The organism is Rhizobium sp. R634 (assembly GCF_002211305.1).
Lineage (GTDB): Bacteria > Pseudomonadota > Alphaproteobacteria > Rhizobiales > Rhizobiaceae > Rhizobium.
Genome location: NZ_LOKW01000026.1, coordinates 192334 through 218506, shown reverse-complemented (window position 1 = coordinate 218506; position 26173 = coordinate 192334). Strand labels below are relative to the sequence as shown.

The following is a 26173-nucleotide window of genomic DNA, read 5'->3' as shown; positions in this document are numbered from 1 at the left end:
TAACTCCAGGCTTCATCATGAAGCCGGCAACAGTTTTACCGCCCGCGAATTGACGATCCCTCAAGAAGGGGAGTTAACCCTCCCTTCCCCAAGTCACGAGGATTTTAACGATCGCGTCTGCAGCCGCTCGCGCCAGATGATGAAGAGGCCGGAAGCGACGATGATGAAAATGCCGATCCATTTGGAGAAGTTCGGGAAATCGTTGAACAGGGCATAGCCGAGCACTGTCGCCGAGATGATCTCGAAGTATTGGAACGGCGCAAGCAGCGACAGCGGCGCGAGCCTGAAGGCCTTAACGACCAGGATATGCGCATAGCCCGAGATCGAGCCGAGGATGAGAAGCAGGACGAGGCCGAGCGCGGAGGAGGGCAGGGAAACGGCAAAATCGGCATTGCCGACACCGCTGCCGACGAGCAGGGCCGCGGCCATGAAGGCCGTTCCGCCGATGCCGGCCATCGTCTGCATGGTCAGCGGCGAATCGGCGACGCCGATCGCGCGGTTAAGGAAGAGGTAGAGCGAGAACAGAAAGGCGCAGGCCACCGGCAGCAGCGCCTTCAGGCCGAAAATCTCGTAGCTCGGCTGAATGACGATCATCGCGCCGCCGAAGCCGACCACGATCGCCATCCAGCGCCGCCAGCCGACCTTCTCTCCGAGAAACAAGGCCGACATGGCGGTCAACATGAAGGGCTCGACGAAATAGATGGCGAAGACATCGGCAAGCGGCATGTATTTGACGGCGACGAAGAACAGCAGGCTCGCCGCGCCATGCAGCACGCCGCGCAGCAGGTTCATCCATGGCCGTTTGGCCGAAAGCGCTTTTCGTCCGAAAAGGGCGAAGAGAATTGGCACGGTGCAGGCGATCTGGAAGAAGAAGCGGTAGAAAGTGACCTGGCCAGGCGACATCGCCTCGAAGGTCGCCATATATTTGGCGATGGCGTCCATGATCGGCAGGATGAGCATGGCGCCGGACATGATGGCCATGCCCTGCATGGTGTTTTGATGGGCTGGATGCTCTGCCATGGCTGCCGATTCTTGCGGGAACGGCTCCATCAATCACGGGAAAGCCGGGCAGATCAAGCCACGGTTTCGCCGAAAACCGCCTCGAAAGCGGCGCGCAGCCGGATATCAACATCCGACATCATGACCGGCAGGCCGAGATCGACGAGGCTGGTGACGCCGTAGGCAGATATACCGCAGGGCACGATGCCGCTGAAATGATCGAGATCTGGATCGACGTTGAGCGACAGGCCATGGAACGTCACCCATTTGCGCAGCCTGATTCCGAGGGCGGCGATCTTGTCCTCGGCCATGGCGCCATCCGGAAGCAGCGGCTTCTCGGGGCGGCGCACCCAAACGCCGACGCGATCCTCGCGCCGCTCACCGCGCACGTTCATCATGTCGAGCGTGCGGATGACGACATCTTCCAGGGCGGCGACGAAGGCGCGCACATCCTGGCGCCTGCGCTTCAGGTCGAGCATGACGTAAGCAACGCGCTGGCCGGGCCCATGATAGGTATATTCACCGCCGCGCCCCGTCGCAAAGACCGGAAAGCGGTCCGGCTGAACGAGGTCGCTCGCATTGGCGCTGGTGCCGGCGGTATAGAGCGGCGGATGCTCGACGAGCCAGACGAGCTCGTCGCCGCCATCGGCGATTGCCGCCACCTCGCGCTCCATCGTCTCCACTGCTTCCTCATAGGGAACGAGTCCCTCGGCAATGCGCCAGCGCACCGGGCGGGCGCCGGATTTCGGAAGCATGGAGAATTCGAGATCAGTGCGAAGCATGGCCATTCCTTGCCGCCTCCGCGAAAAGCCTGAAAAAAAGGGCGGCAGAAGACCTATATGGACGCGTTTCGGCGGCAATTCAAATGCTGTGAAAGGTTTTGAAAAAAACTGTCATATCGCCCTTGTGCACCCCAAATGCTTTTGCTACATGCTGCCCCGCCGACGCAAATCGGCACCTACCACGATGCGGTCGTGGCGGAATTGGTAGACGCGCAGCGTTGAGGTCGCTGTGGGGCAACCCGTGGAAGTTCGAGTCTTCTCGACCGCACCATCTCCTTTCAGGAGAGCAATCGCCGAGCGATAATTCCGGCAGATCCCCTCTATTTGATATGCCTGTAGCTGTGGCTGCCGCCTGGCGTCGCGGCCGCCTTCTGCGGCCGAAACGAAGTAACAAACCATCGCCATCGTGAGAATTGAGTCGGTTGTCTTAACCGACGATTAGCTGTCGCAAAGCTATAGATCAGCTTACTCTTATGGATGCGAAAGTTTGCGATCAATGAAAAAGAAGGCGGCGTCAAGCTGGTCACTCCTCGACGTCCATTTCGCTCTCGATATCGTCGAGAAGGTACTTATCAGCTATTTCTTTGTCGCTATCGTCATGCGCGTGCTGCCGCAGATGCAAGACAATCGTGCAGTCATCGATTGCCTGCTGCTCATTTCCGAGGGCGCGGCCACCTTCCTCATTCTGATGCGCCGGCCGACGAGAAATACGTCGCTGCGCCTCTTCGACTGGACGGTCACGGCCGTCGGCACGCTTTTCCCGTTGCTGGTTTTGCCTTCGGCGACGCAGCCGCTCGCGCCTCTTACGCTTTGCGTGATGGTGATGGCTTTCGGCCTCGCCCTGCAGATCTCTGCAAAGCTGACATTGCGGCGAAGCTTCGGTCTGGTACCGGCCAATCGCGGCGTCAAGATCGGCGGACCCTACAAGTTTCTCCGCCATCCGATGTATGCCGGTTATCTGCTAACCCATATCGGCTTCTTCCTGGCTCACCCGAGCCTTTGGAATTTTGCGATCTACGCAACGGCTCTTATGGCGCAGTGCTTCCGCCTGATGGCGGAAGAGCGTCTGCTCAAACAGGATGCCGCCTACACGGCCTTCATGGCCACGACGCGTTACCGGCTCGTTCCATTCGTGTTCTGAGGCGCCAGCGGACATTCATCGACAAGAAAAAGGGCCGTTTTCCGGCCCTTTCCTCCCGATATATGTCGCCGTCGCTCAGTGGGTCGCACGGCATGCATCCGTGCGGGACGCGCCGCTGTCGGCACCCTTGGTGTGGGAACCGCTTGGGCCGATCATGCTATGGCACGGGGGCAGGGGCTTGATGCTGGCGGTCGCGGTCTTGTCGACCGAAGGAGCCGTCATAGCGACGGGGGCGAATCCATCGCTGTCGTTGGTGTAATCGCTGGAATAGGCCGGAGCCTTGTGGTTGTTGCTGTAGTGAACGGGGGCAGGCTGTGCCATCTTGCTCGGGGCAAAGCCGTCACTGTCATTGGTGTAGTCGTCGGAATAGGTGGGCTGGGCGAAAGCGGCGCCTGCAAGGCTGACAGCGAACAGGGACGCGGCGAGGGCAAATTTGATGCGCATGGTTCATCTCCTCAATCTGCTGTTGAATTCAACAACATAAACCAACCCCTGGCGCTTCCAAGTTCGCGCCCCAATTCTGGCAATTTTGTGAACGAAAAATGCGCTGCCCGCGACCTTTTGTCCAAATGAAATCACAGTCTTGTCAAGGATTTTGACGTTTTCGTTACAGGGGCTACATGACGAAAGCAGGCGGCCGTCAGCAGCTTTACCCACAATCTGAAATTGTTAACTTTTGGTAATGTGGAATGGAGATATACGGGAGGCAGCGGACTGCCTCCCGTATAAGATTCCGTTCGTTCTGGGGTGTGATCAGTCCTCATTCGGAATATGCGCATCGACGCCGGTCAGCTGCAATTTGTTGCGGACATGATGAACGCCGTCGACCGAAAGCGCGCCGAGCTCGACCTTGCGGGCCATGCCAATGGTCTCCACAGAGCCTTCCAACGTGACGACATGGCCATCGGCGTGAACTTCGATACTTTCGATGTCGACGCCGGGGATGTTCTCGATATTGTCGTTCACACGCGCTTCGAGATCGTCGCTTTCGTCGCGGTCGATCATGCCGGCGCGCAACGAATCCTTCAGACGGTTTTCGTTGCCGTCCTCATCCGTGCCATCGATCCGGAAACCCTGGGTGGGATCGCTGTCGAAATTGGCAGCCGTTTCGCCATAGGGGCGGTTGGCAGGGTCGCTGGCGCCATTGCCGTCGGCATAGGGCCAACCGTCGTCGAGATTGCGTTCCTCGAGGTCGCGATAATCTTCTTCGCGCGAAAGCTCCAGCTTTTCGCGAGACGGCGAAGTCTTTTCACCTGTTCTTGCCATTGCATTCGCTCCTTGTTTCTCTGCTGGAAACGCCGGCAGCTGCGAATGGTTCGGCATGGAACGGGCGATTTGTCAGCCCTGCGCCTTCTCCCATTTCTTGACGAGGCGCTCGCGTTTCAGCCGGGAAAGGCGCTGCAGCCAGAAAATGCCGTCGAGCTGGTCGACCTCATGCTGAATGCAGATGGCGAGAAACCCTTCGGCAGCATCCTCATGCACGGCGCCTCCGGCATCCTGGTAGCGGAAGCGGATCGCCCGCGGGCGCGTAACCTCGTCTGTTGCGCCGGGCATGGAAACGCTGCCTTCGGCATGGCTCATCGTCTCCTTCGAAAACCATGTGATCTCCGGGTTGACGTAGAGGCGCACGCCGTCGTCCTTGTCGAGTTCCAGCACCGTCACGCGGCTCGCGACACCGATATGCGCGGCGGTGATGCCGACGCCGGGAGCAGCGCGCATCGTCGCCAAGAGATCTTCGGCAAGCTCGGCGAGCGACGAATCGAAGGCCGTTACCGGCGCGCAAACAGTCTTCAGGCCAGGATGCGGATAGCGCAGAATCGGACGAATGGGCATGTGACGGGCTCTCTCTGCATGGATGGCGGCGGAAACTATCGCCGGCCGCGGGCATTGTCATCACGAAGCATGGTTTGCCGCTTTACGACAAGCACGCTTTGAGCTAGCAGGAGCAGGAATCCGGCTGCGGGAACACCGCGTAGGATTTGCTTATCCGCTTGTTGATAATGTGTTTTCCGCCGACATTTGCGAATGCGGGCGGCAGTCGTTGAAATTCGAACCATGCGAGGGCGGCAGATGACGACGACCGACACAGACGACCGCATCCGCAGGCGTCCCGACGACGAGGAAGCCGATATCTACGATGAGGACGGCAATGTCCGCAGCGATTTCCTGGCGCTCGTCGGCGCCGCGATCGCCGACCGCGACACGCTGTTCCTGCGTGAGAATGTCGCCCGCCTGCATGAATCGGAGATAGGCGACCTGCTGGAATCGATCCAGCCGGATCAGCGCCTTGCGATGGTGCGCCTGCTCGGCGACGATTTCGACATGACGGCGCTGACCGAGGTCGACGAGGCAATCCGCCGCGAAATCGTCGACCAGATGCCGAACGACCAGATCGCCGCGGCGATCGGCGAACTCGATTCGGACGATGCGGTCTACATTCTCGAAGACCTCGACAAAGAGGATCGCGAAGAGATTCTCGCCCAGCTGCCGTTCACCGAACGCGTGCGGCTGCGGCGGGCGCTCGACTACCCCGAAAGTTCGGCTGGGCGCCGCATGCAGACGGAATTCGTCGCCGTGCCGCCGTTCTGGACCGTCGGGCAGACGATCGACTACATGCGCGACGAGGAGGATCTGCCCTATTCCTTCTCGCAGATTTTCGTCATCGATCCGACCTTCAAGCTGCTCGGCGCCGTCGATCTCGACCAGATCCTGCGCACCAAGCGGCAGACGAAGATCGAGCAGATCATGCGCGAGACCAACCATCCGATTCCCGCCGAGATGGACCAGGAAGAGGCCGCGCAGCTCTTCGAGCAATACGACCTTCTCTCGGCCGCCGTCGTCGATGAGAACGGCCGGCTGGTCGGCGTCTTGACCATCGACGACGTCGTCGACGTCATCCATGAGGAGGCGGACGAGGACATAAAGCGCCTCGGCGGCGTCGGCGACGAAGAGCTGTCCGACAATGTGCTTTCGACGGCGCGCTCGCGCTTTCTCTGGCTACTGATCAACCTCGGCACGGCGATGCTGTCGGCGAGCGTCATCGGCCTGTTCGACGCCTCGATCGAGAAGATGATCGCGCTTGCGGTGCTGATGCCGATCGTCGCCTCGATGGGCGGCAATGCCGGCACGCAGACGATGACCGTGACGGTGCGCGCGCTCGCCACCCGCGATCTCGACATTTACAATGCCGGCCGCATCATCCGCAGGGAGGCGGGCGTCGGCATTCTCAACGGCATGGTCTTCGCGACGATCATGGGCGCGATCGCCGGCACGTGGTTCCACGACTACCAGCTCGGCGGCGTGATCGCGGCGGCGATGATCATCAATCTGATGGCGGCGGCCCTTGCCGGCATCCTTCTGCCGCTGCTGCTCGACAAGATGGGGGCCGACCCGGCGATCGCCTCTTCCGTCTTCGTCACGACGGTGACCGACTGTACGGGCTTTTTCGCCTTTCTCGGCATCGCCACATGGTGGTTCGGCATCTAAGCCGGCTGCACAAATTGACTATTACGTAAAAGTCAATATTATGGCCCATGCAGATGGGGAAGACATGCCGGTGAACAAATATTATAGCATAACGGAGCTGACGCGCGAATTCGGTGTATCCACGCGCACACTTCGCTTCTACGAAGACGAGGGACTGATCCATCCGGAGCGGAGAGGGCGTACCCGTCTCTTCCGGCCCGCCGACCGGCGGCTCATCGCCGAAATCCTCCGCGGCCGGCGCATCGGTTTCACCATCGCGGAGATCCGCGAAATCATCCAGGTCTACAAGGAGCCGCCGGGCGAACTCGGCCAGCTGAAGCTCCTGATGAAGCGCGTGGACGAGAAGCGCGAGGACCTGCGCCAGAAGCGCAAGGATATCGACGACACTCTGACGGAACTCGACAATATCGAAGAGGCCTGCCTCGGCCGCCTCGCCGAAATCGGCGTTACCACCTGAAAACTTTCACCGGGCGCTCGCCGCCCTCTATTCCGCTTCCGCGCTGCATTGCGCGGCAATCGTCTGTACGCGCTCGTCGTTCTGAACGTCGATCGTGCCTGCCTGCAATGGTGTGAGCAGAGCCTGCGACTGCAATTTCTGCAGCGTGCATTCGCAGAAGCTGCGGCACAGCGCTTCGCCCTGCTGCATCACGCAGGCGGCGTTGCATTGCTTTCGGTAAGTCTCGACCGGATCAGGCTTGGCCGGCGGGACCACGAGGGAAAGCCCGTAGGCAATGGCGATCAAAACCGGCTGATGGATGAGGTAGAAGGCAAGGCTGTGACGGCCGAGCCTTGCCGGCCACCAGGAGCCGGTGCCGATGGCCGCAAGCCGGTGCAGGAGCCCGGTTCTGAGCGCGATCGAGGCGAGGCTCAGCCCGACAAAAAAGGGCGTCGCCCAGGGAAAGAGCGGCACATAATCATTGGACCGCTCCGGCATCTCGGCAAGGCCGATCCAGGCAAGATATCGGGGATCGAAGAAGGATGACCGAAGCAGGCCGGGCGTTCCGAAATTGTCGGTGATCCAGGCGGCAAGGAGGGCGACGGTCATGACCAGCGTAAAAGCAAGCGGCAGCCGCACGAAGACCACGCCGATGAGCGTGAGCACCGCGATGCAATGCAGGATGCCGAAGTAGATCCACTCGTTGGGCATGGCGATGCGCGTGGCGACCGAAATGAGCGCGGCCGCCGCCGCGATCATGCCGAACCGTTTCCAGAAGGAGGGCCAGCGGATCTCGGGCGTGCTGGAGAGCACCAGGCTGATGCCGACGATGAAGATAAAGGTCGTGGCGATCGCCCGGGCGTAGATCTTCAGCCAGCCGGTCTCCGCCGCGCCGGCCGGGAGATAGCCCATGAACTCCATGTCCCAGCTGAAATGATAAGTCGCCATGGCGATCAGCGCGACACCGCGCGCGGTGTCCAACAGACCGATGCGCGGCGGTCTGGCCGCCGCATCGGCTTCAATTGCCGGCAATGTCATCAGAGGCCCTCGGGCAAATCGTTTCCGTCGCGCGACGGTATATCGCGGCGAATAGCAGAAAGGTGGAGATTTGATGGCGAGCCGACATCCATGATCGCCAAACGCGCCTCCGAAAAGAACTGCCGGCGTGCGAGCACGAAGATGACGACCGCCGTCGTCACCATGAAGACATAGGGATTGATGAACCAGCCGAGATAACCGATCGACAGGAAGATCGCCCTGAGACCCTCGTTGAAATTGCTGCCCGCGATGACATTCATGCGGATGACGCGTTCGGCGGCCCGCTCGGCGGCAATGACGTCGTTCTCGCTGTCGCGCATCATCGGGATGGAGCCGAAAAGGATGGTGCAATAGTTGAACAGCCGATAAGACCAGCCGAACTTGAAGAAGGCATAGCCGAAAAGCGCCGCCAGCCCACCGACCTTGAGCTCGAACGCGGCGTGGCCGCCATGGAAGACGAAGGGCAGGTCGGCGAAAACGGCATCGACCTTTTCCGTCGCCCCGAGCAGCGCAAAACAGCTGCCAAGCGCAAAGATCGAGGTCGAAGCGAAAAAGGCGGTGCCGTTCTGCAGGCCGGACATGATCTGCGTATCGATCATTTTCAGGTCGCGGCGCAGCGAATTGTAGATCCACTCCCGGCGCCGTTCGGTCATCGCATGCGTCAGGCTGGTGCGTCCGAAGAAGGTGCGGCCCTTCAAAAGCCATGAATAGCCCATCCAGACACAGGCAAAGAAGGCCAGAGCGAGGTAATCCGCCGTCGTCATCAGTGATTCAGTCTCCGCATGAACGCGGGCCACTCTACATATGCATTGAAATGCTGCAATGACTGGTAAGGCGGCTCGTCTGCATTTAGTGTTTAGCCGGAATGTCGCACCGGCTCCATGCGATGTCGGTCCGCCGCCCGGGTCGCAAACCGGCCTCGCTTAAGCTTGCATCCTCCTGTTCAGAAAGTGCATCCATGTTTCTTTCGGTATTCGATGTCTTCAAGATCGGTGTCGGACCGTCGAGCTCCCACACGATGGGTCCGATGTCGGCGGCCAACCGCTTTCTCGAGCTGATCCTGTCGAACGAGTGGCCGCGTCCGTCATCGGGCGCACAGGTCGCCGCGATCAAAGTCAGCCTGCACGGCTCGCTCGCCCATACCGGCATCGGTCACGGCACGGGCAGGGCTGTGATTCTCGGCCTGATGGGCGAAGCGCCCGACAGCGTCGATCCCGACAAGATGGACGGCATTATCGATACGGTGGAGCGCAGCGGCCGCATCACGCCGGCCGGCCATCCCGGCTATCAGTTCCAGCCGAAAACCGACCTGATCTTCGACAAGAAACAGCCGCTGCCCGGCCACGCCAACGGCATGTCGTTCTCCGCTTTCGACAGGGACGGCCGGCTACTCCTCAAACGTATCTATTATTCGGTCGGCGGCGGTTTCGTTGTCACCGACACCGAACTCGAGCAGATGCGCGCAAAAAAGAACGCCGCCGGCGGTGCACGCGTACCCTATCCCTTCTCGACCGCCAGACAGATGCTCGACATGGCCGAGCGCTCCGGGCTTTCGATCGCTCAGATGAAGCGTGCGAACGAGGAGAGCCAGCGCTCGCGCGAGGAGCTCGACGAGGGGCTCGACCGCATCTGGGAGGCGATGCGCTCCTGCATCGAGCGCGGCCTCAAGGTCGAGGGTATTATGCCCGGCGGTCTCAACGTCAAGCGACGCGCGCGGCGAATTCACGACAAGCTGCAGGAGGAGTGGCGCAGCAACCGCATCAATCCGCTGCTCGCCAATGATTGGCTGAGCGTCTACGCCATGGCCGTCAACGAGGAGAATGCGGCCGGCGGGCGCGTCGTCACCGCGCCGACCAACGGCGCGGCCGGCGTCATTCCGGCGACGATCCGCTACTACGAGCATTTTCACGAGGATTGGGACCAGAACGGCATCCGCGACTATCTGCTGACGGCCGCCGCCATCGGCGGCATCATCAAGCACAATGCCTCGATCTCCGGCGCCGAGGTCGGCTGTCAGGGCGAGGTGGGCTCGGCGGCTGCGATGGCGGCTGCGGGGCTTGCCGCCGTCATGGGGGGAACGCCCGAGCAGATCGAAAACGCTGCTGAAATCGCGCTCGAACACCATCTCGGCATGACCTGCGATCCGGTCGCCGGCCTCGTCCAAGTTCCCTGCATCGAGCGCAATGCGCTCGGCGCCGTCAAGGCGGTCACAGCCGCCTCACTCGCTGTCAAGGGCGACGGCCAGCATTTCGTACCGCTCGACGCCTGCATCGAGACGATGCGCCAGACCGGCCACGACATGAGTGAGAAATACAAGGAAACCTCGACCGGCGGCTTGGCCGTCAATGTCGTCGAATGCTGAGGGTGTGAAGACTTTCGCTTCACACTTGACGCCCGCTGCCAAAAGGATTTCAACGGCGGCATGGCATTGCATCTCATCAAACTCTGTGTCGGCGCCGACTCGATCGACGATCTGCGCGAATGGGTGGCGGAACGGTCGCTGCGCGCTATCGCCGCCGGGCTAGAGCCGCATTCGGTGCACACGACGCGCATGGTGCCCAAACGCATGGAGGAGCTGCTCGACGGCGGCTCGCTCTATTGGGTGATCAAGGGGCAGGTGCAAGCGCGCCAGAAGCTGCTCGACATCGAAACCTTCACGGACGGCGAGGGGATTTCGCGCTGCCGCCTGATGCTCGGACCTGAGGTCATCGAGACCGCGGTGCAGCCGAAGCGTCCTTTCCAGGGCTGGCGCTATTATGTGCAGGACGACGTGCCGGCGGACCTGACAAGCCTTGGTGCCGGCATTGCGGAAATGCCGGCCGACCTTCGCCGCGAGCTTACTGAACTCGGTTTGCTCTGAAACTCAGCGCAGACGCAGTTGCACCGGCGCACTGCCGTCCGGCGACGTCACATGCAGATGGATGCGGGCTTCGGGCTGAGAATAGCGCCAGGCGCGGGCGCCATGGCAAAGCAGCAGATTGATGAGATCCCGGGTCTTTGGCGATTTCGCCCTTGGCCGCTGCAAACCGATTTCGGCAAGGCGCATCGCCGCCTCGTGCAGAGGATGCAAGGATGAACGCGTCCTGGCCGCAGCGCGGCGCTCTGAAGGCGTTCCCGGAACATTCTCATTGATCGCCATTGTTTTCCCCGTAAGCAATACTGATCGAGTTCAAAAATGGTGGCCGGAAACGCAAACACCGATTCCGGCCGTCACCGATGCCGCCGGCACTTCTGTGGGCAGCATCGAATTCCTCATTGGGCGGCTGCCCAGCACTTGACGCCCGCCTTCTTCAAGGCCTTGCAGGCGTTGACGGCATCACGCTGATCGTCGAAGCCGCCGAAGCGCGCACGGTAGACCTGGTCGCTGCCAGCGCCGTAGGCGACGGCAAAGGGCTTTGCCGAAGCCAGCGCTTTGCCGCCCTTGCTCTTGGCGCCTTCCAGCAGGTCCATTGCCATCTGCCGGCTCGGCGAAACGCCGACCTGCACGACCCAGCCGGTCGGGCCGGCATTCGTCGAAGCGGCGCTGGTCGAAGCGGTCGTGACGTGATCGACGCCGCTATCGCCTTGTTCCGCCGGAGCAGCGGCCGGAGCCTGCGGCTTGAAAGTCGAGATCTTGACCTTGGTCGGCGCAGGCATCGCCTGTGTCACCAACGGGTTATCTGTTTTCGGTGCAGCGGTCTCGGCATAGGCGACTTCGGTCTCGGCGACCTGATAGCGTGCATCCGGCAGCGGCCCCTTATGCGGCAGGCTGAGATCGGAGGCGGCAGCAGAAACCGGCGGCTGCGCCGATGTAATCGTCTTTGCGACCTGCTGCGGCGTCTTCTTCGGCATAACGGGAGCGGGCGTTTCGATGATCGCCGGCGCCGGGGCAGGGGCAGTCTGGGCGATCAGCGCCGAGGACCCGCCACGGCTCGATGCCTTCGGCAGATAGGTCGCGATCAGGTTGCGCATCTGGGCGTCGCGGGCAGGCGTCGAAGTGCCGCCCATGACGACGCCGACGATCGACTTGCCGTCCACCTGCACGGAGCTCACCAGATTGAAGCCGGCAGCGCGGGTATAGCCGGTCTTGATGCCATCGACGCCGCGCACGGAACCGACCAGGCGGTTGTGGCTGCGGATCGTGCGGCTGCCGAACTTGAAGGCACGGGTGGAGAAATAGCCGTAATATTGCGGGAAATGCTGACGAAGGGCGATGCCGAGACGAGCCTGGTCGCGCGCCGTCGTCATCTGCGCCGTGTTCGGCAGGCCGTTGGCATTGCGATAGGTCGTGCGCGTCATGCCGAGAGCGTGCGCCTTGGCGGTCATCAATTGAGCGAAGCGATCCTCGCTGCCGGCAAGCATTTCGCCGAGGGCGGTCGAGGCATCATTGGCGGACAGGGTGACGAGACCGAGAATACCCTGCTCGACGGTGATGGTGCCGCCGGCGCGCACGCCGAGCTTCGTCGGCGCCTGGGCTGCAGCATGAGCGGAGAAGGGAACCGGCGTATCGAGACGGATGCGACCCTGCTCCAAGGCTTCGAAGACCAGATAGAGTGTCATCATCTTGGTCAACGAAGCGGGATATTGCAGCCGGTCGGCATTCTCGCTGTAGAGAACGTTGCCGGTCTTGGCGTCGACGACGATGCCGGCATATTTCGGATTGGCCGTTTTCGCTTCGGCGCCTACCGAATCGACCAGGACGATCGTGACAGCCACCGAAAGGATCGCCAGCAGCTTTGCGACAAAACTGCCGGATCGGGACGATGATACGGAGGAGACTGACCTTGACACTATTCCACTCTTCGCTTGCAATTCAGTTATTTGGCGGGAACCGCACACACCCCCCGCCGCACAGTCCGTCTTTTGAAATTACCGATTGGGCGTTACCAATCCGTTTATGATGAATCGTTTATTTCATTGTCCGGGAAGCATTTTAGGGACTTGTCGCAGAACGGTTCATAAGACGCGCCTCCACAAAAGTCCGGATAGCGGCATCAATATGTTCCCAGTCACCGAGATGGCCGCTGGAGAAGCGATAAAGCACGCTGAGATCCTTGCCGACCTTGATATCTCGCTGGCAATCTCCGCTCGCCGCGTTGTCGGGGGCTGAAGGCAATATGCAGCGCACGACGTAATCCGGTCCATCCTTGACGGGGGCCGTCAGCAGTACCTCGTCGCCATAACCCGCGTCGGCGCGCAGACGATGCAGCGTCAAGCCGTCGCGAAACGGCTCGGCCGCGCCTTCGAGCAGATGGGAATAGATCGGCTCCAGACGCCCGGACATGTCGCGCGACATCGTGCTCTGGGCGATCTGCAGGAAGATCAGGCCGGAGGATTGGGAGACATCATCGAATCGGAGATGATTTTCCTTGCCGTACCCCCGCATTTCCGGCCAGGCGAGATAGAGGTCGACGCGTTCGGCGGCGCCATCATGTCTCTGGCTTGGAAAGCGGATGGCGTTCTCGGGAAATTTGACGGTATCGCGGCCGATGGTCAGCGTGATCTCGGCGGTGCTGTCGGTGTTGCCGGCAAGCGAGATATGCCGGCCGAACCAGCGCCCGCCGATGCTGATCGCAACGGTCAGCACCGCAAGGACGGCGACCACCGCCATGGTGCGGAGGAGGAAGCCCATGGAAAGAAGCGGCTGCTCGTCGGGTGCGCTCTGCACGGCGTGGCTCATGGCGGTTCTTCGCGTTTCGGCCCGCCGCAGGAAGAACATGAGCCGCCGGCGCCGATGATGAATCTCATCGGCATGATCGGACCGGCAAGGTTAATACTTCGCTAAAATTTCAGGGGCGGGCTTCCAGGGAATGAAACGCCTGTGCCAAAAAAGGGCGAGCCGTTCCCGGGACAGCGGGAACGGCTCTTGGGCACCGGTCGGGGACGGGATGCGGGGACTGACCGGGCCGAGGCCTTCTGCCGGTATCGCCGGCGGCCTGTTCTTTACTTGACGCTGCCGACCGCCTCAGCGCGGCCGTCCTGAAGCTTCGACCAGCGGCCCGGATCGCTGGCGGACTGGCGCTTCAGATAGGTATATTCGGTATCCGACCAGAGCAGCACCTTGTTGCGCATGTTGTCGAGGATGAAATCGCCGTGGTCGGTGCGGACGGTCAGCACGGCATGGCCTTCGCCGTTCGGCTGCAGCACGACGGTGATCAGCGTGTCGGACGGCGAGAAACCGTCCTCGATCAGCATCTTGCGCTTCAGCAGGACATAATCCTCGCAGTCGCCGACGGTGGTCGGATAGGCCCAGCGCTCTTCGACACCGTAGATCTGTTCATCCGTTTCCGGCTGAATCGACGAATTGACGGTGTAGTTGACCTTGAGGATTTCCTTCCAGCGGTCCTCGGTGAGAATGGCCGGTCCGGCATCGCCGCCGGAATAGGCGCATTCCTTCGGGTTCGCCTTGCAGAATTCATAGTGTCCGATCGGCGGGCTGGCATTGCCTGCGAGGGCCATGCTGGCGGGCGTCGCCTGTCCCGAACCCGCCATTGCCATCATGATCGCACCGGCCAAAAAGCCGCCTTTCAGGATATTCGCACTTGTCATTGCCGTCTCCCCGTAAGTTGGGACGACAATGGCACACACGTTTTTATCTCACGGAAAATTACGCAATAGAATTAAAGGCTTAGTTGATTCAAATGCCGATAAATCTTGACTAAAAACAATCTCGAATACGCATAAAATTTGAAGCGGATTTGTCTCGAATTCGATTAAAATTGAAACATGCGCAACAAGGCTTTCGTTCGTGAAAGGCTTGCATTGCCATTCCCGCGTTAAGGATTTGCTGAGCCGGATAAACTGCCGCGGCGCTGCCAATGGTGGCTGGTCGGCGGGCGAATACTGTCGAGACGGATCGATTCGGCCGGTTCAGAACCGGAATATCGCTCACTTCCCTGATTTCGACGGAAAATTATTTTTGAAAAAATCGCGAAATCGATCGGTGGCGGCGACGATTGCCGCACTCATATCGGGATTTGACGTGGAATGGGCGGCACGCGGCAGAATCCTGAGCTCGCTCTGCGGCCAGGCACGCGCCAGTTCCCATGCGGTGACAAGCGGCGCCTCGATGTCGAATTGCCCCTGGAGGAGGATGCCTGGAATGCCGGCAAGCCGCCCGGCGTTCTTCAAAAGTGCGCCTTCTTCCAGCCATGCGCCATGCACGAAGTAATGGGTGATGATGCGGGCGCGCGTCAGCAAAAAGGCCGGATCGGCCCAACGGGACGGCAGGCCTGCGGGGTCGGCAAGCAGGATCGACGCTGCTTCCCATGCATGCCAGTCGCGGGCCGCCTTGAGGCGCGTCTCGGCGTCCGGATCGTTGAGGAGACGGTGATAGGCGGCAACCATATCGTCCCCTCGGTCCTGACCGCCCAACGGAATGGCCTCGCGGAAACGGTGCCATTCCTCGGGAAAGAGGGGCGCCATGCCGCGATAGAGCCAATCTATTTCAGAGCGCCGCGTCGTGGTCACGCCCGCAATCACAATGGCAGCGACGCGCTCAGGGTGGGTTTCGCCATAGGCGAGCGCCAGCGTCGAGCCCCAGGAATTGCCGAAAAGAAGCCAGCTGTCGATGCCGAGATAGGTCCGCAGCCGCTCGATATCGGCAACGAGATGCCAGGTGGTGTTGAGGGCGAGGTCTGTTTCGGGGTAGGCGGCACTTGGCAGGCTGCGGCCGCAATTGCGCTGATCGAAGAGAATGATTCGATAGGCATCTGGATCGAACTGACGCCGCGCCGCGGCCGAACAACCGGAGCCCGGTCCGCCATGCAGCACGAGCGCCGGTCTGCCTGCCGGATTGCCGCAGGCCTCCCAATAGATCAGGTTGCCGTCGCCCGTATCGAGCAGGCCGTGATCATATGGTTCGATCTCAGGATAGAGAGGTGACATCGGCGCGCCCAAACGAGGAAACGAACCTTATCCGCCATATCGGTGACGAGTAAAAGACAGCCTAGAGGAATTCGCGCAACGTCTCGCGGGACTGGATCGAAAGGAATTCGATCGCGACGCCTTCGACGAAATGGCGCACGACACGGCCGCGCATATTTCCGAGACGCACCGCCGTACCGATCGAGGGGCGCATTTCGACGTCGATGGCGGCGCCTGACAGCGAAAGGTCCATGATGCGGCAGGAATAGCGCGTGCCGTCATCGAGCGTGAGTTCGGTCTTCACGTCGCGCGGCGTCAGACGGTCGTGGCGGCGATCCTCGGGCAGGCCGAGCTCGTGTTTGTTGGCAAGCCAGGTGAGCTGGGCGGCGAGCTTCTCACGCTTGCGTTCGGTCGCGTTGATCGACATGGTGAAGCCGCGGCCGTCGAGCGTCTGGACATAACCTTCGACGCGGCCAAGATGGTCGATATAGGCGACGACGCGCTCGTTGGCGCGCGGCCGGCCGATGCAGGTGACGTACATGTCGCCGGGCGACATGTCGATCACCATGCATTCGAATTCTTCGTAATTCGCAAGCATCAGCCGGCCCTGCATGTTGATGGGCACACGCTGAAAAACGCCCTGTTCAGGGCGCGGCGCAGGTCGTTGCGTCTGTGCTGGCTGGAACGAGTGCATCAAAGGGCTTCTTCATCAAATCTGAGAGTCCGATCATTACCCGCAATCCATTAACAGAAGGTTGTTTCGCCTTATTCCCGTATAGCCGAAAACGAGTATGCCGGATGTTCCGAAACGGGACTGTCAGCGCGCCTCCGCGCTCAGCAGATGCGACACCATGCGGCGCATGACCTGGCCGAAACGGGCGCTTTTGCCGGCGGCGATCTTGTTGATCGGACGCATCTCGACCGACGCAGCCTTGCCGAAACGTGTCGGCAGCAGACGGCTGCGGTCGAGCGCCAGGAATTCGAGCGGCACGATCTCCAGCCAGCTTGCGGCGGCGGCCGGCGTGATTGCGCCGAGCAGCCGGTCGCAGGCGCCGTCCTGTGAACGCAGCGGCATCATGATGATCTCGAAGGAGGCCTGGTGACCAACGGTGCTGTAGCCGGTGGCATTGAACAGGGCCGGCATGGCATGGTCCATGACGCCCATCGCCGTGCGTTCGATATCCATATGCTGACCATGCGCCCATAGCGACGAGAAACGCTCGCCGCGCAGATCGCGTCCGAAGAGATCGCAGATGCGTGTGCCGGCAAGCCGGAAGCCGATGTCTCTGCCTTCGCGCATCTCCAGAATGAAGAGGCTCTGGAGAAGATGGGGGACGGCAGAGGGTTCGACTTGTGACTTCAACGGCGCATCCGCAGTGCCGCGGATGCGATTCCAGTAGTCGAAGATTTCGATGGTCGTTTGTAAACGCATTTCACACCAACCTGTCCCATTCCGGAGCAATTTCAGGCCCTCATGGCCCTTACAGGCTTTACCATGCGGATTTCATGCCAAAGCCGGGCCGGTAAGGTTAACGAATGGTTTCGGTTGAGCTGCGATGCCCGTCGTGACACTGTTTCACATCGCTTCGACTTTCGAAGTTCTGCACAGCCTGACCGGGCCAAAGTCTTTCCTTGGGATCCCGGTACGCCGTCCGACACTCCGGGCGGCTTTTTTTTTGACAGGCGCTCCTGTATGGCTGTGGCCTCAACGAGGCGAAATACAGATGAACGAGCAGACGGCCGAGCCGAACACGGTGCCCGAACCTCCAAGGGGCCAGCCGCCGGCACAGCCGCCACGCGTACCGGTCTTCAACCTTCCGCCGGCGCTGTTCTTCAGCCTTTGCCTGCTGGTCGCGATCTATGCGGTGCAGGCGCTGGTGCTGTCCGACGATGCGGTGGAGTGGCTGCTTTTCACCTTCGGTTTCATTCCCGCACGTTATCTGATCCCGCTGTCGCAGCAGGGGCCGGAACTGTTCTGGACGCCGGTCACCTATTCGCTGCTGCATGGCGGCGTCGAACATATCGTCTTCAATGCCGTCTGGCTGATGGCCTTCGGCGCGCCGGTCGTGCGCCGCATCGGCACGCTGCGCTTCGTGCTCTTCTGGCTCTTTTCTTCCGTTGCGTCCGCGGCCCTGCACACGGCGTTGAACTGGGGGAACATATCGCTGCTGATCGGCGCGTCCGGCGTCATTTCCGGACTGATGGGGGCGGCCTGCCGATTCGCTTTCCCGCCTGAACGGCAGCCGATGCAGCCGGCGCATCTCAATGCGCGGCTTTCCATTTTCGAGGCGATGAGGAGCCGGACCGTCGTCATCTTCATGCTGTTCTGGCTGTTCGGCAATGCGCTGATTGCCGTCGGCGTCCCGCTCGTCGGCGACGGGAGCCAGGAAATCGCCTGGGATGCGCATATCGGCGGCTTCGTCTTCGGCTTCCTCCTGTTTGCGCTTTTCGACCGGGCGCCGCGGTCGCCTGTGGAACCTGCCGAAGCGCAGAAGGATCTGTTGCAATCCTGAGCCGGGCGGTGCACGATCGAACGATCCGCGATGGGGGGAGAAACTGCCGCGGATGCCTGTGACACTTGTTTCACGGACATAGGAGGTTCGAATGACCAGTTCAGTCAAAGCAATCCTCGACCTGAAGGGTAGGGACGTCGTCACCGCCGCGCCGAACACCACCGTTGCCGAGGCGGCCGCCATTCTAAGCAAGAAGAAGATCGGCGCCATCGTGGTCGTCGGCATGGAAAACCGGATTTCCGGCATGTTCACCGAGCGCGATCTCGTGCATGCCATTGCCAAGCACGGCAAGGAGAGCCTCGATCAGCCGCTCTCCCAGGTCATGACGTCGAAGGTCTATCGCTGTCACGAGGAGACGACCGTCAATGAGCTGATGGAACTGATGACCAGCCGCCGTTTCCGTCACGTGCCGGTGGAAAGCAACGGCAAGCTTGCCGGCATCATTTCGATCGGCGACGTGGTGAAGTCGCGCATTGCCGCGGTCGAGCGTGAGGCCGAGGAAATCAAGGCCTATATCGCCGGTTGAGGTTTCGTTGCCTCGTTCCGTGCCGTTGTCCCAAGCCGCCTTGGGACGACGTCTGCATCAGGGATGGCTGGCGTAGACTTCCTGCATACGCTTGATTTCGGGGAGTCTGGCCCTCGCTTCCTCATAGCCGCGTTCGATCGCTTCACCGGCCCGGTGAAACTCGGAAAGGCCGATGTCGCTCAGACGCGGCTGCAGAGAGATATCAGGCGGGTCGCCGGCAAGGCGGGCGCGGGCAATCCTATCCTGGATGATGTTGAAGGCCTGCACCATGACGCCGGTCATGCCGAGCCGCGCATAGGGCGCCTCTTCCTGCTTCTGAACTTCCTGCGGCGAGAGGCTGGCATTATGCCGGACGACGGCAGAGCGGCCGTAGAGATCGTAATTGAGATTGACGGCAACGACGAGCAGCTGCTCGTAAGCGCGGCAGACGGAGACGGGAACCGGATTGACCAGCGCTCCATCGACCAGCGTGCGGTGATTGCTGCGCACCGGCTCGAAAATGCCGGGCAGGGCATAGGAAGCCCTGAGCGCCGTGATCAGCGAACCGTTCGCGATCCAGACTTCGTGGCCGGTATTGACCTCGGCCGCGACCGCGACGAAAGGCCGGTCGAGATCCTCGACGTTGAAGCCTTCGAGATGTTCCTGCATGCGTTTGGTCAGCCGCATGCCGCCGAAGAGGCCGCTGCCGCCGATCGTGAGATCGAGCAGGCTTGCGATGCGGCGCATGGTCAGCGAGCGGGCGAAGCTTTCGAGCTCATCGAGTTTGCCGGCGAGATAACAGCCGCCGACCAGCGCACCGATCGAGGTGCCGGCAATCATGCCGATCTCGATTTTGGCCTCGTCGAGGGCGCGCAGCACGCCGATATGGGCCCAGCCGCGAGCCGCTCCGCCGCCGAGCGCAAGCGCGATCTTGATTTTTTTTGCAGGCGCGGGGGGAGGGATCGTTTCGAGTGTGGTGGACATGCCGGAGCCGGAACCCTCGCCTTCAGAGCTTTGACGATGCAGACTCCAGCTCAGCATGGCGCTCTCCCCTCCCAGCAGAACACGTGATTTCCGACAGTGTGCCCGATCCGTTTCCAAATCGTATATAGGGGCGGTTTCTGGCGCAATAAGGGACAATTGTCAGGGAATTCGGGCTATTTTCCGTAGATGTCCTTGGGATCGAAATGACGCTCGTCGTCAACGATATCGAGCATCGGCTTTCCGTCCTGAAGGGTGACCGTCCGGTAGAAGCAGGAGCGCCTGCCGGTGTGGCAGGTGGCGTCGTGACCGGCGACCTCGACTTTCAGCCAGATGGCGTCCTGATCGCAATCGGTGCGGATTTCCTTGACAGTCTGGAGATTGCCCGAGGTCTCGCCTTTTTTCCAGATCTTGCCGCGCGACCGGCTGAAATAGTGGGCCGTGCCGGTCTGGATGGTCAGCGCCAGCGCCTGGGCATTCATATGCGCCACCATCAGCAGTTCGCCGTCGCCGGCATCGGTCACAATCGCGGTGATCAAGCCGCGATCGTCGAAACGCGGCGTGAAATCGCCGGCATCTTCCAAGGCGGACTTGTCCTCGGACGGTTGATTGAAGATCAGTTGCCCCATCGCGGCCCTCCTGAGGGAGCCGGTATCAGCGGCTCCGCACCATGCTCATGAAACGGGCCTGGTCGGCCGGCTCGGTCTTGAACGTTCCCGTAAATGTCGTCGTCAATGTGTTCGAACCTTGCTTCTGAACGCCGCGCATCGCCATGCACATATGTTCAGCCTCGATCATCACCGCAACGCCGCGCGGATTAAGGGTATCGTCGATCGCCCGGGCGATCTGCGCGGTCATGGTTTCCTGCGTCTGCAGACGGCGGCCGTAAATCTCGACCACGCGGGCGATCTTCGACAGGCCGAGCACGCGGCCATCGGGCATGTAGGCGACGTGGGCCTTGCCGATGATCGGCACCATGTGGTGCTCGCAATGCGAATAGAAGGGAATGTCCTTGACGAGGACCATGTCGTCGTAGCCGGCGACCTCTTCGAAGGTGCGGCCGAGCACGTCTTCCGGCGCCATGTCGTAGCCGGAGAAAAGTTCGCGATAGGATTTGACAACACGGGCCGGCGTTTCGAGCAGGCCTTCGCGCGTCGGATCGTCACCGGCCCAGCGCAGCAAAACGCGGACGGCTTCCTCCGCCTCCTGCTGGGAGGGGCGGTCGGACTCGCGGTTCGTCTGCGGAAAGTTCTTCACGATGGCGTCCATGATCAATGGTCTCCTGGTCCGCACCGCGGACCCATCTGTCGGAATTGCCACTGGTCAGTCCCATTCGGGAATTCTTGCACCTTTGGCAGGCTCCGGGGCTTTCAGGGCCATTCAGCCCGTCCGGCACGGTTTCCCAATCAAACTTACACGAGGCCATTGCATTTTCATGGCCTTCGAACGACATACATATAGGAAGACGGCCGTGCTATGTAAGTATCCTTAGAGGACACGGTGTGTTTTTTGTTTCAACGACAATAACAGGCTGAAAAACGGCCGATCCGCAGCGATTTTGGAGCGGAATCCAGCATGGACGACATCTACAACAGCAAGATCCTCGAATTCGCCGGTAATATTCCGTTGACCGGGACGCTCTCGGACGCCGATGCGAGCGCCCAAGCCCATTCCAAGCTCTGCGGCTCTAAGGTGCGGATCTGGCTGAAGATGGACGGCGATACGGTGACGGGTTTTGCCCATGACGTGAAGGCTTGCGCGCTCGGGCAGGCGTCTTCCTCGATCATGGCCCGCCATGTCGTTGGCGCGACATCGGTCGAGGTGCGCCAGGCACGCGAGGACATGCTCGCCATGTTGAAGGCGGATGGGCAAGGCCCCGTCGGGCGGTTCGAAGACATGCGCTACCTGCTGCCGGTGCGGGATTACAAGGCCCGCCACGCCTCGACGATGCTGACCTTCGATGCGGTCGTCGATGCGATCGGGCAGATCGAGGCGAAACGGACGGAAGTTGTCGAGGCGTAAGCGAGATGTGCGAGTTCTGCGCCCAGCAGATCGGCGATGAGGACGACGGCGGCGCCGCCGGCCCCGAAAAGCCGCGCAAAGCGCCGGCACACCGATCCCGCAACTATGCCGGCCCCTTCCGGAAAACTCCCGACCGCCTGCTCGGCATGGGACTCATCCGTTTCTATCAGCTGACGCTCTCCGGTTTTGTCGGCAATTCCTGCCGCCATATCCCGACCTGTTCCGAATATGGCTACGAGTCGATCGCCCGCCACGGCCTTTGGGCAGGCGGCTGGATGACGTTCTTCCGCGTCGGCCGCTGCGGCCCCGGCGGCACCAGCGGCCTCGACCAGGTGCCCGAGAGGCTTGGCGACGATTTTCGCTGGTGGACGCCGTGGCGCTATCTCGCCCTCGGGCGCAAGACGGGGTGAGGGTGATGAGCATGTTCGTAGCGCTTCTGCACAGCATCGTCCTGACGCCCGACCGGCGCGTCATCATGGAAGATTTGCGCGCACTTGCCAAAGAGCTTGGTTATCGGGAGCCGCGCACGCTGGTTTCGACAGGCAATCTCGTCTTCGAAGCCGACGACGTGCGGCCGCACGAACTCGAAGTCGCGCTCGAAGAGGCCTTCGAAGAGAAGTTCGGCAAGCATGTCGACATCATCGTGCGCAGCGACTGCACCTGGATGGCACTCTGCGGCACCAATCCCTTCAGGGATGGCAGCGGTGATCAGGTAATCGTCCGGGTGATGCGCCTGCCGATCGATCCCGAGAAGGTGGAGGCGCTTAAACCGCTGATGGCGGAAGGTCAGCGTATCGCCGTCGTCGGCGGCGATCTCTGGATCGATTTTGCCGGCAAGCTGAGCCAGTCCAAGCTGCTTTCGGCGCTGACCACCAAGCGGCTCGGCATCGGAACGATGCGCAACTGGAATACGGTCTGCGGCCTCGCTCAGATGATCATGTAGGACGGCTTCTTCTTTACTCCCGCGGCAAATCTCAGTATCAGGCGACAGCGCATCCCACAGCGATGATGCTTCCGTTTCAACCACCCGCATTCGTTGGCGGGACTGGACAAGGAGAATTTCGATGTCCCAATCCGTTTCCCTGACATTTCCCGATGGTTCGGTGCGCAGCTTCCCGGCTGGCGCGACCGGCAGGGATGTCGCCGAATCCATTTCCAAGTCGCTTGCCAAGAGCGCCGTCGCCATTGCGATCGACGGCACCGTGCAAGACCTTTCCGATGCCGTCACCGACGGCAAGATCGAGATCATCACCCGCAAGGACGGCCGCGCGCTGGAGCTTATTCGGCATGACGCCGCGCACGTGATGGCAGAAGCCGTGCAGGAACTCTGGCCCGGCACGCAGGTGACGATCGGCCCCGTCATCGAGAACGGCTTCTACTACGACTTCGCCAAGAACGAGCCCTTCACGCCCGACGATCTGCCGAAGATCGAAAAGAAGATGAAGGAGATCATCGCCCGCAACGCGCCCTTCACCAAGCAGGTCTGGTCGCGCGAGAAGGCCAAGGAAGTCTTTGCCGCCAAGGGCGAGCAGTACAAGGTCGAACTCGTCGACGCGATTCCCGCAGGGCAGGATCTGAAGATCTACCATCAGGGCGACTGGTTCGATCTCTGCCGCGGCCCGCATATGGCCTCCACCGGCCAGGTCGGCACCGCGTTCAAGCTGATGAAGGTTGCCGGCGCTTATTGGCGTGGCGACAGCAACAACGCGATGCTGTCGCGCATCTACGGCACGGCATGGGCCGACCAGGCCGATCTCGACAACTACCTGCACGTGCTGGCGGAAGCCGAAAAGCGTGACCACCGCAAGCTCGGCCGCGAAATGGATCTCTTCCATTTCCAGGAGGAAGGCCCGGGCGTCGTTTTCTGGCACGGCAAGGGCTGGCGCATCTTCCAGACGCTCGTCGCCTATATGCGCCGGCGGCTGGCCGCAGACTATCAGGAAGTCAACGCGCCGCAGGTGCTCGACACGTCTCTCTGGGAAACTTCGGGGCACTGGGGCTGGTATCAGGAAAACATGTTCGCCGTGAAATCGGCGCATGCGATGACGCACCCGCAAGACAAGGAAGCGGACAACCGCGTCTTCGCGCTGAAGCCGATGAACTGCCCCGGCCACGTGCAGATCTTCAAGCATGGCCTCAAGTCCTATCGCGAGCTGCCGATCCGCCTCGCGGAATTCGGGCTGGTGCATCGCTACGAGCCGTCGGGCGCGCTGCACGGTTTGATGCGCGTGCGCGGCTTCACGCAGGACGACGCGCACATCTTCTGCACGGACGAGCAGATGGCCGCCGAGTGCCTGAAGATCAACGATCTGATCCTGTCGGTCTATGAAGATTTCGGCTTCAAGGAAATCGTCGTGAAGCTCTCGACCCGTCCGGAAAAGCGTGTCGGTTCCGACGCGCTCTGGGATCGCGCCGAAGCCGTCATGACCGACGTTCTGAAAACGATCGAGGCTCAGTCGGAAGGCCGCATCAAGACCGGCATTCTGCCGGGCGAGGGCGCCTTCTACGGACCGAAGTTCGAATATACGCTGAAGGATGCGATCGGCCGCGAATGGCAGTGCGGCACGACGCAGGTCGACTTCAACCTGCCGGAACGTTTCGGCGCGTTCTACATCGACAGCAACTCCGAAAAGACGCAGCCTGTCATGATCCATCGCGCCATCTGCGGCTCGATGGAGCGCTTCCTCGGCATCCTGATCGAGAACTTCGCCGGCCATATGCCGCTCTGGGTATCACCGCTGCAGGTGGTGGTGGCGACGATCACCTCGGAAGCCGATACCTACGGGCTTGAAGTGGCCGAGGCGCTGCGGGATGCCGGTCTCAACGTCGAGACCGACTTCCGCAACGAGAAGATCAATTACAAGATCCGCGAGCACTCGGTGACCAAGGTTCCTGTCATCATCGTCTGCGGCAGGAAGGAAGCCGAGGAGCGCACGGTCAATATCCGCCGCCTCGGCAGCCAGGATCAGGTTTCGCTGGGGCTCGACGCCGCCGTCGAGAGCCTGGCCCTCGAGGCGACACCGCCGGACGTGCGTCGCAAGGCCGAAGCAAAGAAAGCCAAGGCGGCTTGAAAATAGCCGGAATACGACAGCGCCGAACCTCGGCGCTGTCGAAATATGAAAGCGTGGCCCTCCAAGACCGGCTGCTCTTCGAAGTATCTCTTCGCTAATGATGGAAACCGGCGCTTAAAGCGCTGGCCGATCCGCTCGATCTTTCACGCGTCCAAGGCGCGCAGCAAAATCAATCCAGGCTGGCTCCGTCGCCGCCTTTCGGTGCGAGCTCTTCATAGGAGGGCAGCGGCGCTTCCGGGGCCGGCTGGACACCCGGCGGCGGCGGCGTGCCGGCCGGCACCTGCTGCACCGTGCGCGCCGCACTTTCCGGCTGCTGCGGCTGCTGGTCCTTCATCAGAACCTCGACATCGGTGTTCCTGCCGGCGATCACTTTGAAATCGCGCTGGTAGATCTTGTCCTTGTTGCGGGCGACGGCGGAATATTCGCCTTCGGCGAGAACCATGGTCGGAAAGGCGCTGACGCTTTCGCCGACGCTGTCGCCGGCTGCCGTCAGGATCGACCAGGCGGTATCGGCGATCGCTTCGCCCCCGGCCTCCGAGACCAGCTTGAAGGTGACCTGTGCGGCGCGGTGCTGGATCGTCGCCTCGGTGAGCTTGCCGGCTTCGACCTGGATATCGGCGCGGATGACGGCGTTGACGCTGCCATATTCGGAAACGATGTGATAGGTGCCGGCATTGAGGCGTACGACAGTGTTCGGCGAGACATCCGCCACCACGAGACCGCGCTCGCCATCGTCACGCACTTCCGAAGAATAAATCGAGAAACTCAACTGATCCGGGCGGATGCGGGAGTCGGTGCCGGAGACGGCGTTGAGCAGGAGACCGCCGGCATCGAGCACCATCACCTGCTTGTCGACCTCGCCGTCGGCAGGCACGGTCAGCTTCTTGGTAACGCCGGCGCGGCCGAAGGAGACATTGACGAAATAATCGCCGGGCGAAAGCTGAAAGGCGGCTGGTCCGCCCTTGGCGCTGGCGATCAGCGGAAGCTTGCCGTCCGTTCCGGCGATCGGGCTGAAGACGTACCAGGAAAGCCCATCCTCGACCGGCGTGCCATCGGCCGTCAGCTTGGCTTCCATCGCGACGTCGCGCAGCTTGTTGCCTTGCGACGCAGTGCCCGGCGCGATGAAGGCGTTGAGCTTCGGCATCTTCGATGTCGAGTCGAGCTGTTTGAAATCCTTGAAAGCATCCTGCGCGCCGGCGCCGAGGGGCATCAGGACCATCAGGGCGATGGCGAGGCCGGTGCGTGCAAGAGGCGAAATGCCAAACATCTGTTTCGTGAACCGATTGACTTCTGAAATCGCAAAGGCCACTTCAAGACCAACGCGGTGGCAAATTCAAGACCCACCCTTTGCAGC

The 26173-nt window shown here is 61.2% G+C and carries 29 protein-coding genes and 1 tRNA gene; 12 read left to right on the top strand and 18 right to left on the bottom strand.

The genetic code is table 11. The features are described 5' to 3' along the window. Window positions 1-93: 93 nt before the first annotated feature. Complete coding sequence (locus ATY77_RS26405; RefSeq protein WP_088689669.1) at window positions 94-1020, bottom strand: DMT family transporter; 927 nt, start codon at window positions 1018-1020, stop codon at window positions 94-96. A 53-nt stretch (window positions 1021-1073) separates the two neighbouring features. Continuing rightward, window positions 1074-1787 (bottom strand): lipoyl(octanoyl) transferase LipB, encoded by a 714-nt coding sequence (gene lipB / locus ATY77_RS26400; RefSeq protein ID WP_088689490.1) that lies wholly within the window; start codon window positions 1785-1787, stop codon window positions 1074-1076. Window positions 1788-1967: 180 nt separating this feature from the next. On the opposite strand from lipB, the gene ATY77_RS26395 reads away from it, so the two are divergent. Both ATY77_RS26395 and ATY77_RS26390 read left to right on the top strand, forming a co-directional pair. Continuing rightward, window positions 1968-2052 (top strand) — tRNA-Leu (locus ATY77_RS26395). A 225-nt stretch (window positions 2053-2277) separates the two neighbouring features. Continuing rightward, window positions 2278-2922 carry a methyltransferase gene (locus ATY77_RS26390; protein WP_088689489.1) on the top strand — a complete coding sequence of 215 codons (645 nt, stop codon included), beginning with the start codon at window positions 2278-2280 and terminating at the stop codon, window positions 2920-2922. Window positions 2923-2997: 75 nt separating this feature from the next. On the opposite strand, the gene ATY77_RS26385 is transcribed toward ATY77_RS26390, so the two are convergent. The 3 genes from ATY77_RS26385 to ATY77_RS26375 all read right to left on the bottom strand — a co-directional run bounded on the left by ATY77_RS26385 (window position 2998) and on the right by ATY77_RS26375 (window position 4755). After that, entirely contained in the window at window positions 2998-3366 is a 369-nt protein-coding gene (locus tag ATY77_RS26385) for a hypothetical protein (RefSeq protein WP_088689488.1), read from the bottom strand. Window positions 3367-3675: 309 nt separating this feature from the next. Next, window positions 3676-4188 carry a BON domain-containing protein gene (locus ATY77_RS26380; RefSeq protein WP_088689668.1) on the bottom strand — a complete coding sequence of 171 codons (513 nt, stop codon included), beginning with the start codon at window positions 4186-4188 and terminating at the stop codon, window positions 3676-3678. Between the two features lie 72 nt (window positions 4189-4260). Beyond that, on the bottom strand, window positions 4261-4755 hold the full coding sequence (locus tag ATY77_RS26375) for a peptide deformylase (protein ID WP_088689487.1): 495 nt from the start codon (window positions 4753-4755) through the stop codon (window positions 4261-4263). Between the two features lie 237 nt (window positions 4756-4992). On the opposite strand from ATY77_RS26375, the gene mgtE reads away from it, so the two are divergent. Then, window positions 4993-6408 carry a magnesium transporter gene (gene mgtE, locus ATY77_RS26370; RefSeq protein WP_088674304.1) on the top strand — a complete coding sequence of 472 codons (1416 nt, stop codon included), beginning with the start codon at window positions 4993-4995 and terminating at the stop codon, window positions 6406-6408. Between the two features lie 64 nt (window positions 6409-6472). Further along, a complete protein-coding gene (locus ATY77_RS26365; protein ID WP_037171273.1) occupies window positions 6473-6865 on the top strand; it encodes a MerR family DNA-binding transcriptional regulator in 393 nt (130 codons plus the stop codon). Window positions 6866-6892: 27 nt separating this feature from the next. On the opposite strand, the gene ATY77_RS26360 is transcribed toward ATY77_RS26365, so the two are convergent. Both ATY77_RS26360 and ATY77_RS26355 read right to left on the bottom strand, forming a co-directional pair. Then, a complete protein-coding gene (locus ATY77_RS26360) occupies window positions 6893-7882 on the bottom strand; it encodes a heparan-alpha-glucosaminide N-acetyltransferase (protein ID WP_088689486.1) in 990 nt (329 codons plus the stop codon). Then, on the bottom strand, window positions 7882-8646 hold the full coding sequence (locus ATY77_RS26355) for a DUF599 domain-containing protein (protein ID WP_088689485.1): 765 nt from the start codon (window positions 8644-8646) through the stop codon (window positions 7882-7884). Before ATY77_RS26355 ends, ATY77_RS26360 begins: the two co-directional genes overlap by 1 nt. A gap of 194 nt (window positions 8647-8840) precedes the next feature. Here ATY77_RS26355 and ATY77_RS26350 point away from each other — a divergent pair, with 194 nt between their 5' ends. Then, window positions 8841-10244: an L-serine ammonia-lyase gene (locus ATY77_RS26350; RefSeq protein ID WP_088689484.1), complete on the top strand. Its 1404-nt coding sequence runs from the start codon at window positions 8841-8843 to the stop codon at window positions 10242-10244. A 60-nt stretch (window positions 10245-10304) separates the two neighbouring features. Then, window positions 10305-10742 (top strand): DUF1489 family protein, encoded by a 438-nt coding sequence (locus tag ATY77_RS26345; protein WP_088689483.1) that lies wholly within the window; start codon window positions 10305-10307, stop codon window positions 10740-10742. A gap of 3 nt (window positions 10743-10745) precedes the next feature. Here ATY77_RS26345 and ATY77_RS26340 read toward each other — a convergent pair whose 3' ends face one another. From ATY77_RS26340 to ATY77_RS26310, 7 genes are all read right to left on the bottom strand, one after another. Continuing rightward, a complete protein-coding gene (locus ATY77_RS26340) occupies window positions 10746-11021 on the bottom strand; it encodes a hypothetical protein (protein WP_088674308.1) in 276 nt (91 codons plus the stop codon). Between the two features lie 113 nt (window positions 11022-11134). After that, window positions 11135-12673 carry a D-alanyl-D-alanine carboxypeptidase gene (locus tag ATY77_RS26335; RefSeq protein ID WP_088689482.1) on the bottom strand — a complete coding sequence of 513 codons (1539 nt, stop codon included), beginning with the start codon at window positions 12671-12673 and terminating at the stop codon, window positions 11135-11137. Between the two features lie 121 nt (window positions 12674-12794). Beyond that, the gene (locus tag ATY77_RS26330) at window positions 12795-13580 is read right to left on the bottom strand and encodes a hypothetical protein (RefSeq protein WP_088689481.1); all 786 of its coding nucleotides are present in this window, start codon (window positions 13578-13580) and stop codon (window positions 12795-12797) included. Window positions 13581-13804: 224 nt separating this feature from the next. After that, complete coding sequence (locus tag ATY77_RS26325) at window positions 13805-14410, bottom strand: transglutaminase-like cysteine peptidase (protein WP_088674311.1); 606 nt, start codon at window positions 14408-14410, stop codon at window positions 13805-13807. Window positions 14411-14749: 339 nt separating this feature from the next. Beyond that, the gene (gene pip, locus ATY77_RS26320) at window positions 14750-15748 is read right to left on the bottom strand and encodes a prolyl aminopeptidase (protein ID WP_088689480.1); all 999 of its coding nucleotides are present in this window, start codon (window positions 15746-15748) and stop codon (window positions 14750-14752) included. A gap of 61 nt (window positions 15749-15809) precedes the next feature. Then, a complete protein-coding gene (locus ATY77_RS26315; RefSeq protein ID WP_088674313.1) occupies window positions 15810-16421 on the bottom strand; it encodes a PilZ domain-containing protein in 612 nt (203 codons plus the stop codon). Window positions 16422-16544: 123 nt separating this feature from the next. Beyond that, window positions 16545-17189 carry a PAS domain-containing protein gene (locus ATY77_RS26310; protein ID WP_088689479.1) on the bottom strand — a complete coding sequence of 215 codons (645 nt, stop codon included), beginning with the start codon at window positions 17187-17189 and terminating at the stop codon, window positions 16545-16547. A 262-nt stretch (window positions 17190-17451) separates the two neighbouring features. Here ATY77_RS26310 and ATY77_RS26305 point away from each other — a divergent pair, with 262 nt between their 5' ends. Beyond that, window positions 17452-18240, top strand: coding sequence for a rhomboid family intramembrane serine protease (locus ATY77_RS26305; protein ID WP_088689478.1), 789 nt, complete (start codon window positions 17452-17454; stop codon window positions 18238-18240). Between the two features lie 91 nt (window positions 18241-18331). After that, window positions 18332-18766 (top strand): CBS domain-containing protein, encoded by a 435-nt coding sequence (locus ATY77_RS26300; protein ID WP_088674316.1) that lies wholly within the window; start codon window positions 18332-18334, stop codon window positions 18764-18766. Between the two features lie 57 nt (window positions 18767-18823). Here the strand turns inward: ATY77_RS26300 and ATY77_RS26295 are convergent, their stop codons facing one another. The 3 genes from ATY77_RS26295 to folE form a co-directional block, all read right to left on the bottom strand. Further along, window positions 18824-19786, bottom strand: a complete 963-nt coding sequence (locus ATY77_RS26295; protein ID WP_088674317.1) for a patatin-like phospholipase family protein — start codon at window positions 19784-19786, stop codon at window positions 18824-18826. Window positions 19787-19902: 116 nt separating this feature from the next. Next, window positions 19903-20355, bottom strand: coding sequence for a phosphoribosyl-AMP cyclohydrolase (hisI, locus tag ATY77_RS26290; RefSeq protein ID WP_088674318.1), 453 nt, complete (start codon window positions 20353-20355; stop codon window positions 19903-19905). Window positions 20356-20380: 25 nt separating this feature from the next. Next, entirely contained in the window at window positions 20381-20995 is a 615-nt protein-coding gene (folE, locus tag ATY77_RS26285; RefSeq protein ID WP_088689477.1) for a GTP cyclohydrolase I FolE, read from the bottom strand. 306 nt (window positions 20996-21301) lie between these two features. On the opposite strand from folE, the gene ATY77_RS26280 reads away from it, so the two are divergent. The 4 genes from ATY77_RS26280 to thrS all read left to right on the top strand — a co-directional run bounded on the left by ATY77_RS26280 (window position 21302) and on the right by thrS (window position 24819). Then, a complete protein-coding gene (locus ATY77_RS26280) occupies window positions 21302-21748 on the top strand; it encodes an iron-sulfur cluster assembly scaffold protein (protein WP_088674320.1) in 447 nt (148 codons plus the stop codon). A 5-nt stretch (window positions 21749-21753) separates the two neighbouring features. Then, the gene (gene yidD, locus ATY77_RS26275; RefSeq protein WP_088689476.1) at window positions 21754-22158 is read left to right on the top strand and encodes a membrane protein insertion efficiency factor YidD; all 405 of its coding nucleotides are present in this window, start codon (window positions 21754-21756) and stop codon (window positions 22156-22158) included. Between the two features lie 5 nt (window positions 22159-22163). After that, window positions 22164-22691 (top strand): DUF1697 domain-containing protein, encoded by a 528-nt coding sequence (locus ATY77_RS26270; RefSeq protein ID WP_088689475.1) that lies wholly within the window; start codon window positions 22164-22166, stop codon window positions 22689-22691. A 121-nt stretch (window positions 22692-22812) separates the two neighbouring features. Continuing rightward, complete coding sequence (gene thrS, locus ATY77_RS26265; protein WP_088689474.1) at window positions 22813-24819, top strand: threonine--tRNA ligase; 2007 nt, start codon at window positions 22813-22815, stop codon at window positions 24817-24819. A 169-nt stretch (window positions 24820-24988) separates the two neighbouring features. Here thrS and ATY77_RS26260 read toward each other — a convergent pair whose 3' ends face one another. Then, on the bottom strand, window positions 24989-26086 hold the full coding sequence (locus tag ATY77_RS26260; RefSeq protein WP_088689473.1) for a hypothetical protein: 1098 nt from the start codon (window positions 26084-26086) through the stop codon (window positions 24989-24991). Window positions 26087-26173 lie beyond the last annotated feature (87 nt).